The sequence below is a fragment of the Pseudomonas sp. Root401 genome (assembly GCF_001425105.1).
GTDB classification, from domain to species: Bacteria; Pseudomonadota; Gammaproteobacteria; order Pseudomonadales; family Pseudomonadaceae; genus Aquipseudomonas; species Aquipseudomonas brassicacearum.
Window position 1 is genome coordinate 185,042 of record NZ_LMDO01000004.1, and the last position, 14,166, is coordinate 199,207.

At 58.0% G+C, this 14,166-nt stretch carries 13 protein-coding genes and 3 pseudogenes; 8 read left to right on the forward strand and 8 right to left on the reverse strand.

The features are described 5' to 3' along the window. Nucleotides 1-98 precede the first annotated feature (98 nt). On the reverse strand, nucleotides 99-992 hold the full coding sequence (ptrR, locus tag ASC85_RS05445; protein WP_057448552.1) for a putrescine utilization regulator PtrR: 894 nt from the start codon (nucleotides 990-992) through the stop codon (nucleotides 99-101). A gap of 103 nt (nucleotides 993-1,095) precedes the next feature. Here ptrR and ASC85_RS05450 point away from each other — a divergent pair, with 103 nt between their 5' ends. Continuing rightward, nucleotides 1,096-2,268 (forward strand): MFS transporter, encoded by a 1,173-nt coding sequence (locus tag ASC85_RS05450; RefSeq protein ID WP_057448553.1) that lies wholly within the window; start codon nucleotides 1,096-1,098, stop codon nucleotides 2,266-2,268. On the opposite strand, the gene ASC85_RS05455 is transcribed toward ASC85_RS05450, so the two are convergent. Together ASC85_RS05455 and ASC85_RS05460 are read right to left on the reverse strand one after the other, a co-directional pair. Then, a complete protein-coding gene (locus tag ASC85_RS05455; protein ID WP_057448554.1) occupies nucleotides 2,269-3,723 on the reverse strand; it encodes an NCS1 family nucleobase:cation symporter-1 in 1,455 nt (484 codons plus the stop codon). A gap of 397 nt (nucleotides 3,724-4,120) precedes the next feature. Beyond that, the gene (locus ASC85_RS05460) at nucleotides 4,121-4,957 is read right to left on the reverse strand and encodes a CvfB family protein (RefSeq protein WP_057448555.1); all 837 of its coding nucleotides are present in this window, start codon (nucleotides 4,955-4,957) and stop codon (nucleotides 4,121-4,123) included. 339 nt (nucleotides 4,958-5,296) lie between these two features. On the opposite strand from ASC85_RS05460, the gene ASC85_RS05465 reads away from it, so the two are divergent. The 3 genes from ASC85_RS05465 to ASC85_RS05475 all read left to right on the forward strand — a co-directional run bounded on the left by ASC85_RS05465 (nucleotide 5,297) and on the right by ASC85_RS05475 (nucleotide 7,345). Beyond that, on the forward strand, nucleotides 5,297-5,485 hold the full coding sequence (locus ASC85_RS05465; protein WP_018607615.1) for a hypothetical protein: 189 nt from the start codon (nucleotides 5,297-5,299) through the stop codon (nucleotides 5,483-5,485). A 195-nt stretch (nucleotides 5,486-5,680) separates the two neighbouring features. After that, a complete protein-coding gene (locus ASC85_RS05470; protein WP_038858856.1) occupies nucleotides 5,681-6,397 on the forward strand; it encodes a TorF family putative porin in 717 nt (238 codons plus the stop codon). 81 nt (nucleotides 6,398-6,478) lie between these two features. After that, complete coding sequence (locus ASC85_RS05475) at nucleotides 6,479-7,345, forward strand: DUF6279 family lipoprotein (RefSeq protein ID WP_057448556.1); 867 nt, start codon at nucleotides 6,479-6,481, stop codon at nucleotides 7,343-7,345. A 156-nt stretch (nucleotides 7,346-7,501) separates the two neighbouring features. Here ASC85_RS05475 and ASC85_RS05480 read toward each other — a convergent pair whose 3' ends face one another. Further along, nucleotides 7,502-7,894, reverse strand: a complete 393-nt coding sequence (locus ASC85_RS05480; RefSeq protein WP_057448557.1) for a hypothetical protein — start codon at nucleotides 7,892-7,894, stop codon at nucleotides 7,502-7,504. 185 nt (nucleotides 7,895-8,079) lie between these two features. Here ASC85_RS05480 and ASC85_RS05485 point away from each other — a divergent pair, with 185 nt between their 5' ends. After that, nucleotides 8,080-8,811: a DUF899 domain-containing protein gene (locus tag ASC85_RS05485; RefSeq protein WP_057448558.1), complete on the forward strand. Its 732-nt coding sequence runs from the start codon at nucleotides 8,080-8,082 to the stop codon at nucleotides 8,809-8,811. A gap of 197 nt (nucleotides 8,812-9,008) precedes the next feature. On the opposite strand, the gene ASC85_RS33735 is transcribed toward ASC85_RS05485, so the two are convergent. Next, a complete protein-coding gene (locus ASC85_RS33735) occupies nucleotides 9,009-9,152 on the reverse strand; it encodes a HigA family addiction module antitoxin (RefSeq protein WP_430458900.1) in 144 nt (47 codons plus the stop codon). A gap of 113 nt (nucleotides 9,153-9,265) precedes the next feature. Then, nucleotides 9,266-9,380, reverse strand: a pseudogene (locus tag ASC85_RS32930) (BrnA antitoxin family protein); the annotation flags it as partial. Nucleotides 9,381-9,942: 562 nt separating this feature from the next. On the opposite strand from ASC85_RS32930, the gene ASC85_RS05495 reads away from it, so the two are divergent. Both ASC85_RS05495 and ASC85_RS30845 read left to right on the forward strand, forming a co-directional pair. Continuing rightward, on the forward strand, nucleotides 9,943-10,215 hold the full coding sequence (locus ASC85_RS05495; protein WP_057448559.1) for a hypothetical protein: 273 nt from the start codon (nucleotides 9,943-9,945) through the stop codon (nucleotides 10,213-10,215). Between the two features lie 52 nt (nucleotides 10,216-10,267). After that, nucleotides 10,268-10,432, forward strand: a pseudogene (locus ASC85_RS30845) (addiction module antidote protein); the annotation flags it as partial. A gap of 249 nt (nucleotides 10,433-10,681) precedes the next feature. Here the strand turns inward: ASC85_RS30845 and ASC85_RS05500 are convergent. Continuing rightward, a complete protein-coding gene (locus ASC85_RS05500; RefSeq protein WP_057448560.1) occupies nucleotides 10,682-13,216 on the reverse strand; it encodes a hypothetical protein in 2,535 nt (844 codons plus the stop codon). Nucleotides 13,217-13,538: 322 nt separating this feature from the next. On the opposite strand from ASC85_RS05500, the gene ASC85_RS05505 reads away from it, so the two are divergent. Next, nucleotides 13,539-13,814: a hypothetical protein gene (locus ASC85_RS05505; protein WP_057448561.1), complete on the forward strand. Its 276-nt coding sequence runs from the start codon at nucleotides 13,539-13,541 to the stop codon at nucleotides 13,812-13,814. A 253-nt stretch (nucleotides 13,815-14,067) separates the two neighbouring features. On the opposite strand, the pseudogene ASC85_RS32935 reads toward ASC85_RS05505, so the two are convergent. Beyond that, nucleotides 14,068-14,166 (reverse strand): annotated as a pseudogene (locus ASC85_RS32935) (group II intron maturase-specific domain-containing protein); the annotation flags it as partial.

Sequence of the window (14,166 nt, forward strand, 5' to 3'; positions counted from 1 at the left end):
GGCCCCTTCGCACTGATAATAGTCCGATGTTCTACGCAATGCTCGTCTCAGTTTGCAATGATCTGTTACTGAATTGATCCAAATCCACCTCCCGGAGTTCAAGCCGATTGCGCCGTCGTCATGGACGCTCGCGGCCAGGCCTGTTGTTGCAATTCGATCCAAGCGTTGAGGTTGGCCCCGACCATGCCTTTGCGCCACATCAGCCAGGTGGTGGCGCTGGCAAACGGCTCGGCCAGCGGATGCACCGTGACCCGCTCGCGGCCCGGCAGGCTGGCCAGCATCGACTCTGACATCAACGCCACCCCGGACCCGGCGATGACACACGCCAGCATCCCTTGGTAAGACTCGATTTCCATCGCCCGGCCCATGGTCGCGTGATCATGGGCAAACCAGGCCTCCAAGCGCATCCGGTAGGAGCAACCACGCCGGAACGTGAACACCGCGCGGCCCTGCACATCCAATGCACTGCGTACCGGCGCATGATCGGCCTCGGTAATCAGTACCAACCGCTCGTCGCACAACGGCACACCATCCAGCCCCGCCAGCTCCAGCGGGCCGTCCACCAACGCCGCGTCGAGCCGGTTGGTGAGCAGGCCCTCGAACAATTCGCCACTCGGCCCGGACTGCACTTGCAGGTTCACCGCCGGATACGCACGGTGATAAGTCGCCAGCAAGTCCGGCAGATGCGTCGCCGCCGTGCTGTACATCGTGCCTAGCAGGAAGTCCCCGGCCGGCTGCCCGCCCTGCACCGCCGCATGGGCTTCGTCGTGCAAGGCGAACAGCTTGGCTGCGTAGTCCAAGAGGACTTTTCCTGCCGGTGACAACTGCAAACGCTGACGCTCACGCAGGAAAAGGTCCACGCCCAGTTGCTCTTCAAGCTGCTTGAGCCGGGTCGAAAGGTTCGACGGCACCCGGTGCAGGCGCTCGGCGGCCCGGGTGATGGAACCTTCCTCGGCCACGGCCTGGAAAATCCGTAATTGGCTGAACTCCACGACCTTCTCCAAAAAAGAACAAGTTACTCACTATTATTCATTTTTAATGAAAGTCAATCGATCCTAGCCTGACGGTCATTCGCCTCGACGCTGGAGAACGACCATGTCACCTCTTATTCGCCTGCTCGGCAGTTTCATCGCGCTGATGATGGCCATGGGCATTGGCCGCTTCGCCCTTACGCCCCAGTTACCTCATTTGATCGGCGAAGGTCAGCTCGACTTGACCGCCGCCGGTCTGATTGCCGCGGCCAACTACTTGGGTTATTTCCTCGGCGCGCTGGACGCCATGTTCGCCCGCCGTCCGGAACAGGTGCGGCGACGGTTGCTCGGCGGCCTGTGGCTGTGCGTGCTGCTGACCTTGGCCTCGTTCTGGGCCTGGGGTTTCTGGCCACACCTGGCATTGCGCTTTGGCACCGGCGTGGCGAGTGCCTGGGTGCTGGTGATGATCACCGCCTTGAGCCAACCCTTGGCAGCGGCGGCGGGACGGCCACGGCTCGGCGCCCTGGTATTTGCCGGACCTGGATTGGGGATTTTTCTGACAGGCATATTGGCGCTGGGCTCAAACCTGCTGGGCCAGACCTCCGCGACTCTGTGGCTGGTGTACGCCGGCGTGGCGCTGGCGATGCTATTGGTGATTTTGCCGATCCTGCCGCAACCCGCCGCGACTGCGACCGTTGCCGCGCCGGTTCCCTCCTCGCCGAACCGTGGCATCGCCCGATTGGGCGTGGTGTACGCCCTGTATGGCGTGGGCTACATCATTCCAGCCACGTTCCTGTCGCAAATGGCCTCGGCGCAGTTCCACGGGCAATGGCTGGCGGACCTGTTCTGGCCCTGCTTCGGCCTGGCCGCCGCCACCGGTGTGTTGCTGGTCAGCCTGCGTCGCCCCAACCCAAACACCACCGGTCGCTGGTTGATCGGTACGCTCTGGCTGCAAGCCGCCGGCGTATTTGCCTGCCTGCTGGGCAGCGGGCCGGGGCTGGCGTTGGGCGTGATCCTGTGTGGCGCGCCATTCCTGGCCTGCATGCAACTGGTGATGCTGCGCTCCCGGGAACTGGCGCCCCACGCCACTCAGCGCAACGCTGGCCTGTTGACCGCCTGTTTTGCCGTGGGCCAACTCAGCGGGCCGCTGCTGGCGGCGCTGAGCAGCCATTTCAGCGGAGGCCTGCAACCGGCGCTGATCATTGCCGGCAGCGGTCTGCTGCTGGCCGGCGGCCTGTTGCTGCGGCCCGCCAGCCAGGGCGCGGCAAGGCCTTGCGCCCAGACCGCCCTGCGTTGATCAGGCCTGGCCGGCCGGGCTGAGCGATTTGTTCAGTTGCGTGGCCGGCTCGCGGCGCGCCAGAGCGAAATACAACACTCCGCCAAGGAAGCAACCGGTGAACCAGGCAAAGTTGGCCATCGGTTGCAACAGCGGGGTGAAGGTGATCGCCACGCCCATCAACGTCGCTGGAATCAAGGCCTTGACCGCGGTCCAGTTGATGCCGCCACTGTAGTAATAACGCCCGCTCGGCCCGTCGTTGAACAACGCATCCACGTCGATCTGCTGCTTTTTGATCAGGTAGTAATCCACCAGCAGGATCCCGAACAGCGGCCCGATAAACGCCGCCAACACGTCCAGGGTGTAGTGGATCACTTCAGGGTTATTGAACAGGTTCCACGGCGTGATGAAAATCGAGGCCACCGCCGCGATCATGCCGCCGGCGCGCCAGCTGATCTTGCTCGGCGCGACGTTGGCGAAGTCGAACGCCGGGGAGACGAAGTTGGCGACAATATTGATACCAATGGTGGCGGTCACAAAGGCAAAGGCGCCCAGCAAGACGGCCACATTGTTGTCGATGCGCGCCACAGTGGCGATCGGGTCATGAAGCATTTCGCCGAACACCGGCAAGGTCCCGGAAACAATCACCACGGTGACCAGGGAGAACGCCAGGAAATTCACCGGCAGCCCCCAGAAGTTGCCCCGGCGTACGTCAGACATGCTCCGGCAATAACGGCTGAAATCGCCGAAGTTCAGGGTCGGACCGGAAAAGTACGACACCACCAGTGCCGTCGCCACGATCACCTGACCAAACGCTTGCCAACCAGACAGGGACTTTTCCGCCAGGGTGAAGCTGATATTGCTCCAACCGGCCTTCCACACTATCCATCCGGCCAACAGGAACATCACCGCATAGACCACCGGTCCGGCCCAGTCGATGAAACGACGGATCGATTCCATACCGGTCCAGAACACCAGCGCCTGGACAAACCACAAGCTGAGGAAACCGAACCAGCCCAGGTAGGACAAACCGGCAAAATGCGGCGTCGCGTAGACTTCCATCGAAGGAAAAAACCGCAGCACCACGATAATCAGCGCACTGGAGGCCAAATACGTCTGAATGCCGTACCAGGCCACGGCGATCAAGCCACGAATGACCGCCGGAATATTCGCCCCGAACACGCCGAACGCCAACCGGCAGATCACCGGATACGGCACCGCCGCCTGCTGGCTCGGCTTGGCGACCAGGTTGGCGATCAACTGCACGATGCAGATCCCACCAAGCAAGGCAATCAACACCTGCCAACTCGCCAACCCCAGCGCGAACAGACTGGCGGCAAACACATAGCCGCCCACACTGTGCACATCGCTCATCCAGAAGGCGAAGATGTTGTACCAATTCCATTTCTGCGGCAGCGGGCCCAAGTCCTCGTTATAGAGGCGGGGGCTGTAGCCGTTGGGCAATTGCTCGGACATTGCGGGGCTCCTTTGAGTACCGCCGTGCCCCCGCCTCGACCTGCTCACCATACTGCGCACGGGAGCCGGCATGGTTTGTATACGCGTTGCTACGCAGAATGCGTGCCATAGCAGCGAAATGTGAGACAAACCGGGGGGTGTAGCGGCGGTTAAAGCCGAGCAAGAGCAGGCATGTGCCCACGAACAGGGCGCGGGCGCATGCTAAAGGTGCAGAGTTTTGTATACAGAGGAAAGTCGCAGCGCACCGCTATGTGGGAGCAAAGCTTGCTCGCGAAACAGGCGCCTCGGTTTCAGAAAGACCGCATCGCCTTCATCGCGGGCAAGCCTTGCTCCCACAACTGGCCTCGCTGGCCACATAAAACCCTTACTTGCCACAGATGAGTGGCTCGACTGAAGATCAGCTCAACTCGATGCGATCAGCATGAATGACAATCTGCCCATTCTTGTACAGCGCACCAATGGCCTTCTTGAAGTTGCCCTTGCTCACGCCAAACAGGCTGCTGATCAGCGCCGGGTCGCTCTTGTCACTGACCGGCAACGTGCCGTTGTTTTCACGCAACTTGGCGAGGATCTTGGCGTTCAGGCTGGTGGCGGCTTCCTGGCCCACCGGCTGTAGGCTCAGGCTGATCTTGCCGTCCGGGCGGATTTCCTTGATAAAGCCTTTTTCCTGTTTGCCGGCGCGCATGAACTTGAAGATTTCGTTCTTGTGTATCAGGCCCCAGTGCTTGTTATTGATGATCGCCTTGAACCCCATGTCGGTGGCTTCGGCGACCAGCAAATCCACTTCCTGGCCCGGCGTATAGTTGGCCGGCGTCTTGTCCAGATAACGATCCAGGCGCGCCGTGGCGGTGATGCGGCGGGTGTGCTTGTCGAGGTAGACGTGCACCACGCAGTACTCGCCAGCGGTCATCTGGCGCTTTTCTTCGGAGTACGGCAGCAACAGATCCTTGGGCAGGCCCCAGTCCAGGAACACGCCGATACTGTTGACTTCAGCCACTTTCAGGCTGGCGAATTCACCCACCTGAACTTTGGGTTTTTCCGTGGTAGCGATCAGTTTGTCGTCGCTGTCCAGATAAATGAAAACATTGAGCCAGTCTTCATCTTCGCTGGGAATATCCTTGGGGATATAACGGTTGGGCAGCAGGATTTCGCCGTCCGCACCGCCGTCCAGATATAAACCGAAGTTAGTGTGTTTAACCACTTGCAAACTGTTGTAGCGCCCGACTAAAGCCATTTCCAATACCCTCATTGCGTGGGCGGCATTCTACCCGGTTTTGCGGTGCGATTCGTGGCCGCCGGCAAGGTTTGCCGGCAAGGCCCTGCACAACCGTTGATTTTCCTGGGCTTTCGCCCCAGACACGGCCATTCGTCAGGCGAACGACGGTGCGTACAGCTCGCGATCAACGCCGTATTTCGCCAGCGGTTGTTATTTAAAACAGAGGCTTAGGGCAATAATTGCAGGATAATCGCTCATTATTCCCGTCCCCACAGCGATAATTCAGAAGGATATTTGCCAAGCAATTGTCAAGTATTTCCTGTACGATGCCTGGCCCAATTAATTATCTACAGGTTAATGGCCGTCATGCGCGTAAAAGCATCCAACAGCAAAGCAAAGCCAGCTCCAGCCGTTGAAACCAGCGAGTCGATCAACGACCAGATCGCTGCGTTCCTCAAGTCCGGCGGCGAGATCCAGCAAATTGCCAAAGGCGTCAGCGGCCAGACATTCGGCCCGTCCAAGCAGATCAGCCTGGGTAAGAAGTAACCTGCGCGTCACCTGGTCCCAAAGCGCTTTGAGCTTCGAAGCGCTTGGACTGGAACCCTCCCCCGTCCCACCCATTTCCCATGAATCGACGAACGGCCTTCGCAGCCGAGCATTCGCCGGTATGCTTGCACCTCTCTAGCTCAAGCGTTTCAGCTTAATAACCGATCCTGCTTCCCGCTTTTCATGGAGTGAAGCATGCGTGGCCCTATTGTTCTGCTGATGATCAGCCTGTTGCCATGTTCCCTCGCCCAGGGGCAGGTATTCCAGCGCGAGCTCGGCGACTTCGACCTCAAGCTCGGCACCACGCCCAGCCGCAGCATGGCCCAGGGCCTGGTCACGCCGTCGAGCACCGGTTCGTTCCACGGTGGCCTGGACCTGAGCCACGACAGCGGCTGGTACGTCGGCCAGTGGTCACCCAGCGCCGGCCTGACATCGTCCGCCGACCTTGAGGTCGATTCCTACATGGGCTTTAAACAACCCTTCGACCAGACCCTGGGCTACGAAGTCGGTCTGATCCACTACAGCTACCCTACCGTCGATACCCTCGACAGCCAGGAGTTCTATGGCGGCCTGACCGTGCTCGGCAGCCGTTTCGGCGCTGCCCTGAGCAACGACCCGGACAAACAGAACAGCACGCTGTTTGCCGACTTGGGCGGCAACATACCGTTCGGCATTGGCATCAGCGCCAAATACACCACCCACCAGCTCAACACACCGGTCTCGGTCGAGAACGGTTATGTCGGCAGTTTCAGCGACTGGTCATTGAAAATTTCCCGCCCGTGGAAGGGCCTCGACCTGGACCTGATCTACAGCGACTCAAGCCTCAGCGGCAGCAGTTGCTCGGCATACTCCGGCCACAACAGCGAATGCGACAGCCTGCTGACCCTCAAGATGGCCCACCCTTTTTACTAAGCGTTACGCATTTAATCGGCTGAACTGCCGCGCGTCTGCGATGCTCAAACAAAGCACCTCCGCCTTCGCAAGGACTCGCTCATGCCGCGCTGGTTGACCCGCTCTGCCATGTTCATCGCACTGTTGCTGACGCTCACCGCCTGCAGCCGCATAGGCCTGGCCTACCGCAACCTCGACCTGATCATTCCCTGGACCCTCAACGATTACCTGGACATCAGAGGCGCGCAAAAAGACTGGTTCAACGAACGCCTCAAGGACCATCTGACCTGGCATTGCACTACCCAATTGCCCGGCTACCTCGACTGGCTGGATCGCCTCAAGACCATGGTGCAAACCGACCAGGTAACCGACGAAGCCTTGCAACAACGCACCCAGGAAGCCGAGGCCGCCATCGCCGAAACCGCCCGGGAAATCACCCCCTCGGCCATCGAACTGCTGCAGGGCCTGAACGACGATCAGGTCGATGACATGGACGCCGCCTTCGTCAAGGACCAGCGCAAACGCCAGCAGCAGTACCTCAAGCCGACGTTGCAGGAACAGATCCAGCAACGCAGCGACCGCATGGTCAAACGCCTGGACGACTGGCTCGGCCCGCTCACCGACACCCAGCGCCAGCGGGTGACGGCCTGGTCCACCGCCCTGGGGGACCAGAACCAGCAATGGATCGCCAACCGCGCCCACTGGCAAAACCAGTTCAGCGAAGCCGTGGCCCAACGCCACAGCCCCGACTTCCCCAAACGCATCGAACAATTGCTGGTCAACCGCGAAAGCCTCTGGACCCCCGCCTACCGCGAAGCCTTCAGCAAAACCGAAGCCCAGGCCCGCAGCCTGCTGGTGGACCTGATGGCCGAAAGCACCCCGCCCCAGCGCGAACGGCTGCTGAAGAAAATCGACGGTGTGAAGAAAGATTTCACTGATTTGAAGTGCCTGAAAGCAGCACGCTCCTAAAACCACGGAGATCCCATGTGAGAGCGAGCTTGTGTGGGAGCAAAGCTTGCCCGCGATAGCATCACCTCGGTCCATCTGATAGACCATGTTGCCTACATCGCGGGCAAGCCTTGCTCCCACACAAACCCAGCTCCCACGGGATTCAGTGCAGGCCTGTCAGGCAATCTGCGCCTTGGAAGCCAAATCATCAAACGTAAACTCATCCAGCGCATCTTCCTGCTCATCCAGCACCTGGCGCGGATGATCATTACCCGGGATGCTGCTGTCGATCAGGCTCAACAACCGCGAACCACGCGGCGTCAGCACAAAATTCTCGCCATTGCCGCCCTCTTCCTCCGGCCGCGGCTCGATATAGCCACGCTCCAGCAGCAACTTCTCGTACTCCCCGGCAACCGCTTTCAGATGATCGAGGTTATCGATCGCCTCGCCTTCAGCCCCTTTCGCCGCCGCGTATTCCTCCGCGTAAGCCCGAGGAGCAAAGCTGTGACCGGCGCCGTTCTGCACTTCGTGCAACAACCGTTCGATCAAGTCCCAGTTATAAGTCGTCATCCTGGTCCATCCTCCAAAGAGTGAGATGCCTACCTAGGTTGTGACCGAGGAGCCGCGCCGCCGTTCAGCCGGGTTTCCAGTCGGTCCCAACCTTGAACCGACCAACGGCCTGTCGAATTGCTCCGAGGCCAAACGACCAACTGTTGAAGGCCGATCTAGCGGCCCTGACCACAGGAGAAATCACCATGAACGTAGAGAATCATCCAGTCGTCTCGCGGGAAGAATGGCTCGCCGCCCGCCGCCAACACCTGGCCCACGAAAAAGCCTTCACCCGCGAACGGGACAAACTCAGCGCCGAACGCCGCGCCCTGCCCTGGGTCAAAATCGAAAAACCCTACCGCTTCCAAGGCCCCGACGGCGAACTGAGCCTGGCCGACCTGTTCGGCGGCCGCAGCCAACTGATCATCTACCACTTCATGTTCGCCGAAGGCTGGAAAGAAGGCTGCCAGGGCTGCTCGTTCCTGTCCGACCACATCGACGGCGCCAACCAACACCTGGCCCACCACGACGTCGCCATCGTGGCCGTCTCCCACGCGCCCTTCGCCGAATTCCAACCCTTCAAACGCCGCATGGGCTGGGCCTTCGATTGGGTCTCATCCGAAGGCTGCGACTTCAACTACGACTTCGGCGTCAGCTTCAAAGCCGAAGACACCGCCACCGGAAAAGCCACCTACAACTACGAAACAACCGACACCACCGAAGGTGAACTCCCCGGCCTGAGCGTCTTCTATCGCAACGAAGCCGGCGACATCTTCCACACCTACTCCACCTACGCCCGCGGCCTCGACATCTTGGTCGGCACCTACAACTACCTCGACCTGACGCCCAAGGGCCGCAACGAAGACGAAATCATGGACTGGGTGCGGCATCACGATAAATACGAAGAGGCCAAGCCCCACGGCTGCTGCCACAGCTGACGCGCCAACCCGCCCAGTCGAGCGCGATCCCTGTGGCGAGGGAGCTTGCTCCCGCTCGACTGCGTAGCGGTCGCCTTCTGTGCCTGCCAGCGTAAATAGCGGGTAATGGAAGGATGGGAAACTAAGGGGACCTGCTTCCATACGAGAACCGGACCAGACCACGATTAAAAAGACAGACCGATCTCGATTCGTCTATCTCAAATCCCCTTGCCCTGCGCCACCCACAGATCGTAAGCATCCTGCATGGCTAGCCAACTCTCCGGCGAACGGCCAAGCGCTACAGACAGCCGCAACGCCATTTCGGGCGTCACGCGGCTGGAGACCTTCAAAACACGGCTCAGTGTTGAGGGGGGTTATCCCGAGCTTTTCCGCCAGTTCAAGGCCGCTGATGCCGTTCGGATCCAAGTAAGTCTCGGCAATGAACTCCCCAGGATGGGAGGATTGTGCATATTCATCAGCACGGCGCGGCGGAAGAAATCCTCACCTAGCGGGGGTATATCGCTGGTATCGATGTCCGAGTCGTCCAACTTGGCCAAACGCTCCCAATCGGTTTTCGATGTTTCCGACATAACATATGCCTCCTGCTTAGTGGCTATTCGGGCGCAGACATGCAGATCTCATCGCCTCGCCGTTCGGTGTAACCAACCACGCCAACCACACACTGATCAGGCCGATGGTTCGACGCGGCGCACCTCTGACCAAAGACTACTGTCGAAACCGTCCTTCTGAAATCAGACGCATCCCGTATAGAAGTACGAAGGATCCCGCTCGGAGGTTGAAACTTCCTACTAAACGGACAGATGACAAACCAGTTCGTAGTAGAGGAAACCAGGACTTATTCACATCACAACGAACACTGAGAGGCCCAGCCCTGCGGCGACTAATGCGGATAAGCATAATTCTCAAGTCGATCATCGCTCCCGTGGCGAGGGAGCTTGCTCCCGCTCGACTGCGCAGCAGTCGCTTGCCTTAAGCCGACAACTGCCAGGGTAAAGGTCCTACGTGAAGCTCGGAAAGCGGTGTCTTGTAGCTCAAGAGCGGATCGCACTATAGTCCCTCGTCGCCCAAAAACGCGGCCGGGTTTGGCGACCCGATCTACAGAGAGGCTCATCAACTTTCGAGGCTCTGATTATGACCAGATACATGCCCATCACCGGAATCGACTGCGCCCCGGCCACCCTGCTCATCGACACCGAAGCGCCGCTCGATGTCCTCTTCGAAACCGCCGATTACCGCATCCGCACCGTGACCCAGTTACTGGAAAATATCGCGTTCCGTTCGGATATCAGCTCCGATACGGTGGTGCTTTCAGACTTTTGCAAGATGCTGACGATAGCGTTGCGCGATGGTTGTGATGTGATGGACGTGATTGGGAGACGGTTGCGGGCGCAAGCTGCTGGGTAACGAAAACGGGCGACCCTTGGGTCGCCCGTTTTTCACATACGCGGAGAGCAAAATGATTGAGACCTTTACAGAATTTGACCCCGCAGAATATCTCAGTACTCCAGAGGCCATTGCGGAGTTCATGAGAGATGCCCGGGAAACCGACGATGCAAGCTACATCGCCAAAGCGATGGAAGTAGTCGCACGCGCCAAGGGGATGACCGAATTGTCCAGGGAATGAATCATGCGAAAGCGAGCTTTCCTACCTGCAACAAATCAACATGCTGGCGAGCAACCCACAGATCGTAAAGCGGGAACAGCCCAGGTTTCTATCTATTCCCGTTTCTCACTTTGCACCTGCGGTCGGGTCCTCCCCCCGAAAAAAACCGGAAGCAAGTCCGGTTTTTTTATCGAAAGAGCATTGTTCTTGTTTCAAATTGCAGTCTGCTCCGCGTCTACGACGCCCCCTGCTCGTGGTGTCTGGCAGCTACTTGCCCGTACTGTCAACCACGTCCTGACTCTGAAAGCCCAAAGCGTATTTTCGAGCCCGCTCAGTCATGGTGTGAGGATCCGGCAAGCCTACGGTTTCTGGGTTCCTGAAGCCGGTAGGCTCAACGAAGTTCGGTGTATGAGGTTTGACCTTGGGTGGTTTGATCGCATCAAACAGGAAACTGAAGCCTTGTTTCAATTGGCTCTGGGCAATGCCGTGACACCCCATGCAACCGCCCATGGTCAGGCTTTGAGTACCGTGGTCATAATCCGGCACCCTGATGTTCTTAAAGTCACGGGTATTGGTCAGGACGCTGTCCTCTGGAATGGGGAATGAATTGCTTCCGCGAAACAGCTGGATCCCCGGCTGACTGCTTTCGACCATGATATTGGCCAGGTAGTAATCCGGATCTGTTTGTTCGCTCGAAGGGATGGCCTGCACCCCTTTAAGCCGGTAATGCTTCCAGACTGAATGGGTGAATTCGCTGCTCCCCTCCATCAGCGCCTGGACCTGATTGTTGACCGCAGCGACTTCATTAAAGACGGTTTGCGGTTGCACTACAGTGATCGGGCCGGCCTGCCCCTTGGGTATCCCCTTGGTACCGGAGTAGATTTGCGGAACGCTCGACTCCACGAAATCGGTCTTGGGCAGGAAAAGCTTATGGGTTGCGTTGCCGTCGGAGAAGATGGCAAACGGTGGGTTAGGTGCTAATGGGGAGGTCGTGGGATAGGCAATCCTGTTGTAGTTGGCGATGTAGTAGAGACCGGTCGGCGACTTGCCGTCAGGTAATGTCAGGGCATCTTCGTGCTCGAACGTGGCGAAGATGAAGGTCGGGTAGTTGGGCGTCTTGTGGATAATATGCAAGGCGACCAAAGCGTAGTCTTCATTGTGCGCTACCGGCTTAGCGTCGGAGCCCTGATAGGTCACCACAGTTGCCGTGTGGTAGCGCGACTGATTCTGTGGCGCAATATCTGCCAGCTTGCGCCATGCCGCCTTGACCTCCACCGCGCCGTCGGGCAAGACGATATTTGTGTCGGGATAGGTGCTCAGTTCTTTCGCATAGTTGTAAATGACGGGATTGGCCTTGGCCTCAAAGAGAATCTGGCTGTCCAATGAAGGGGCGTAGTCGGTCCCATTCATCGCCACGTTTGGAGGGGACTTCGGAAAAAATATCGCGTTTTGCCCTATCTGGGTCGCCTCATCCAGATTGTTGTAATGATTGAAGGTAGCGCCTGAAGCCAACGGCGCGCCGTTGGGAAACTCGATATAACTGTATTGCGGGTCAGAACCAAACGGACGCGTAGGCCCGCCTGCGCCGTTTCTGTTTGTTCCTGGAAACAACTCAGTACGGTGCGCGAAGGTTTGCCATAACAAGGGGCTGGGAGACTGTGGCACCTTGCCCGAATCAGCAAAACTGCTGGCGGGATTGCCGACGCCGCGGTTAGCGGGCAATGGTGCCGCAGCCGTATTGTTCAGTGCGAAAAAGCTGCGCCAGGCGAAGGTTGCATAGTCGGTATGGCTAAGGCCCGTCGGCAGATCCACAGGCAGTTGCGGGTCACGCGCGGTTAGATCGCTTGTAGTAATGGCATAGGAAACCCCCAAACCCGAGGGGTAGGCAGAACGCCCGGGAAAAGCGTAATAGGGCGCCCATTTAAGTCCAGCGGCTGAACCGGTTGGGCCGATTGAATCGGCTGAATAATATGTATTGGGGCCACTGCTGATGAACAAGCGTTCATTGACCATCGTTGCACTGTTCAGGGGGCTATTGCCAGGTATCCCCGTCAGCCCCTGCTTCGCGCCCCAGTTACCACCCCGGTCATAAGTACGCTCGAACAAGCCGCCGTTAAAAAAAGTGTAATAAACTCTCAAATCACCGTTATAGACGACAGGTACCAGATTCACGATCGTCTCGGGGCCTTCCTGGAATGCGGTTTTCTCCGAGCTCCATTTAACGCCATCATAGGTCACGTAATAAACAGCCTTACCCCTGTTTTCGTTATACAAGACGAACAACTGACCGTTATAGACGACAGGCTTGTTACTTGCGGCCGTATGGACGGTCGGAACAGAGCTGACATTAGGCGGCCAGCCGCTTCCGTCCCGGGAGCTGATAGTATTTAAGCGACCTTGCACGTCAGCAAAGGTCAGCACCAGTTCTTGCTTGAATACGGTTGCCGAGACATCAGTCAAGATGCTGCCCACCGGGATGAATTTTGGCGCGGACCAGCTTTTCCCCTCTACCGAGGAGGAATAATAGATATTTTTCTGATCATCTCTACTGGTCCAGAAAATATAGACTTGGCCCTTGAACGATTGCACCACCGGAACAGTGTATGTGGATTTGAATGGCACAGTGTGCGTCGAAGAAGGCTTGCCGCCTGAGGCGGCTGGATTGTCAAAGACATCGACGACAATCCCCCCACCTTGTAATAGTGGCGTGGCAGTAATCAGTCGCTCCGCATAGGCCGATGAGAGCGCAAATAAACCACACAGACACAACACCAACCGACCGAGTATCGTTCTAAGGCTCATAGGTTTCATTCCTTGAGTGAGTGACTACCTCAGGTCATACGTATGCCTGGATAGTTATTCCATTTGCTAAAAGCATGATCTGCACCGACAGCGAAGTGTCCAGGCTCAACCGTTTTTGTAGTCACCTCCGTTGTTATTCATGGCGACGCATGGGGTTGGAAGAGAGATGTACGGCAGGCGCATCCTCCATGGTAGTCGACTGTTTAATATCGGCTAGGAGAACGCCGAAAAAGACCTCAAGCGGTGGCGACTCAAGGTGAACTTTCCAACCAACCAGGGCCTCAACTCATTACCTGCCCAACAAGGAATATGAGGCCCTGCCATGAAAACCCTCTTGAAACTCACCCTCGCCGCCACCCTCACCTGCGCCCTGCCCGCCTGGGCCACTTGTACACCTGAGGAAGCGACTGCCAAGCGCGAACAACTGGCAAATGAAGTGACCAAACTCACCGAGCAGAACCCGGCCAAGGCCAAGGAAATCAACGATGAGTTGCAGGCCATGGACCGGGAGACTGCCAGTAAGGATGTGCCGGATAAGTGCCAGCTGATTGATAAGCGCCTGGAAGAATTGAAGAACGCAGAAAAGAAAGCTGGGTGATTAGCCACAGCCGAGCCCAACCCGCTTTTGTGGCGAGGTTATTTGTGGGAGCAAGGCTTGCCCGCGATGAAGGCGATGCGGTCTTTCAGAAATCGAGGCGCCTGTGTCGCGAGCAAGCTTTGCTCCCACAAATCCCCCTCGCCACAGGTTCTGGCCGAACTTCAGGTTTAGTTTCACATCGAGTAGGAGGCGGATTTACATCCGCCGTCCTCTCACACCACCGTACGTACGGTTCCGTATACGGCGGTTCAGGTTATGCGGATAAACCATTGATCGTATCCAGTATCGAGACCAGTCCAAACCGGTCCCATAGTTTCTTCGGTAACGCCTGATTCATATGTGACGCTCCCGA

What these genes read in the sequence shown, in the direction of transcription:
- ASC85_RS05500 (WP_057448560.1), bottom strand. Translation starts at nt 13,216, where the DNA reads ATGAGCCTTAGAACGATACTCGGTCGGTTGGTGTTGTGTCTGTGTGGT.
- ASC85_RS05505 (WP_057448561.1), top strand. Translation starts at nt 13,539, where the DNA reads ATGAAAACCCTCTTGAAACTCACCCTCGCCGCCACCCTCACCTGCGCC.
- ASC85_RS05460 (WP_057448555.1), bottom strand. Translation starts at nt 4,957, where the DNA reads ATGGCTTTAGTCGGGCGCTACAACAGTTTGCAAGTGGTTAAACACACT.
- ASC85_RS05470 (WP_038858856.1), top strand. Translation starts at nt 5,681, where the DNA reads ATGCGTGGCCCTATTGTTCTGCTGATGATCAGCCTGTTGCCATGTTCC.
- ASC85_RS05485 (WP_057448558.1), top strand. Translation starts at nt 8,080, where the DNA reads ATGAACGTAGAGAATCATCCAGTCGTCTCGCGGGAAGAATGGCTCGCC.
- ASC85_RS05450 (WP_057448553.1), top strand. Translation starts at nt 1,096, where the DNA reads ATGTCACCTCTTATTCGCCTGCTCGGCAGTTTCATCGCGCTGATGATG.
- ASC85_RS05475 (WP_057448556.1), top strand. Translation starts at nt 6,479, where the DNA reads ATGCCGCGCTGGTTGACCCGCTCTGCCATGTTCATCGCACTGTTGCTG.
- ASC85_RS05495 (WP_057448559.1), top strand. Translation starts at nt 9,943, where the DNA reads ATGACCAGATACATGCCCATCACCGGAATCGACTGCGCCCCGGCCACC.
- ASC85_RS05465 (WP_018607615.1), top strand. Translation starts at nt 5,297, where the DNA reads ATGGCCGTCATGCGCGTAAAAGCATCCAACAGCAAAGCAAAGCCAGCT.
- ASC85_RS05455 (WP_057448554.1), bottom strand. Translation starts at nt 3,723, where the DNA reads ATGTCCGAGCAATTGCCCAACGGCTACAGCCCCCGCCTCTATAACGAG.
- ASC85_RS05480 (WP_057448557.1), bottom strand. Translation starts at nt 7,894, where the DNA reads ATGACGACTTATAACTGGGACTTGATCGAACGGTTGTTGCACGAAGTG.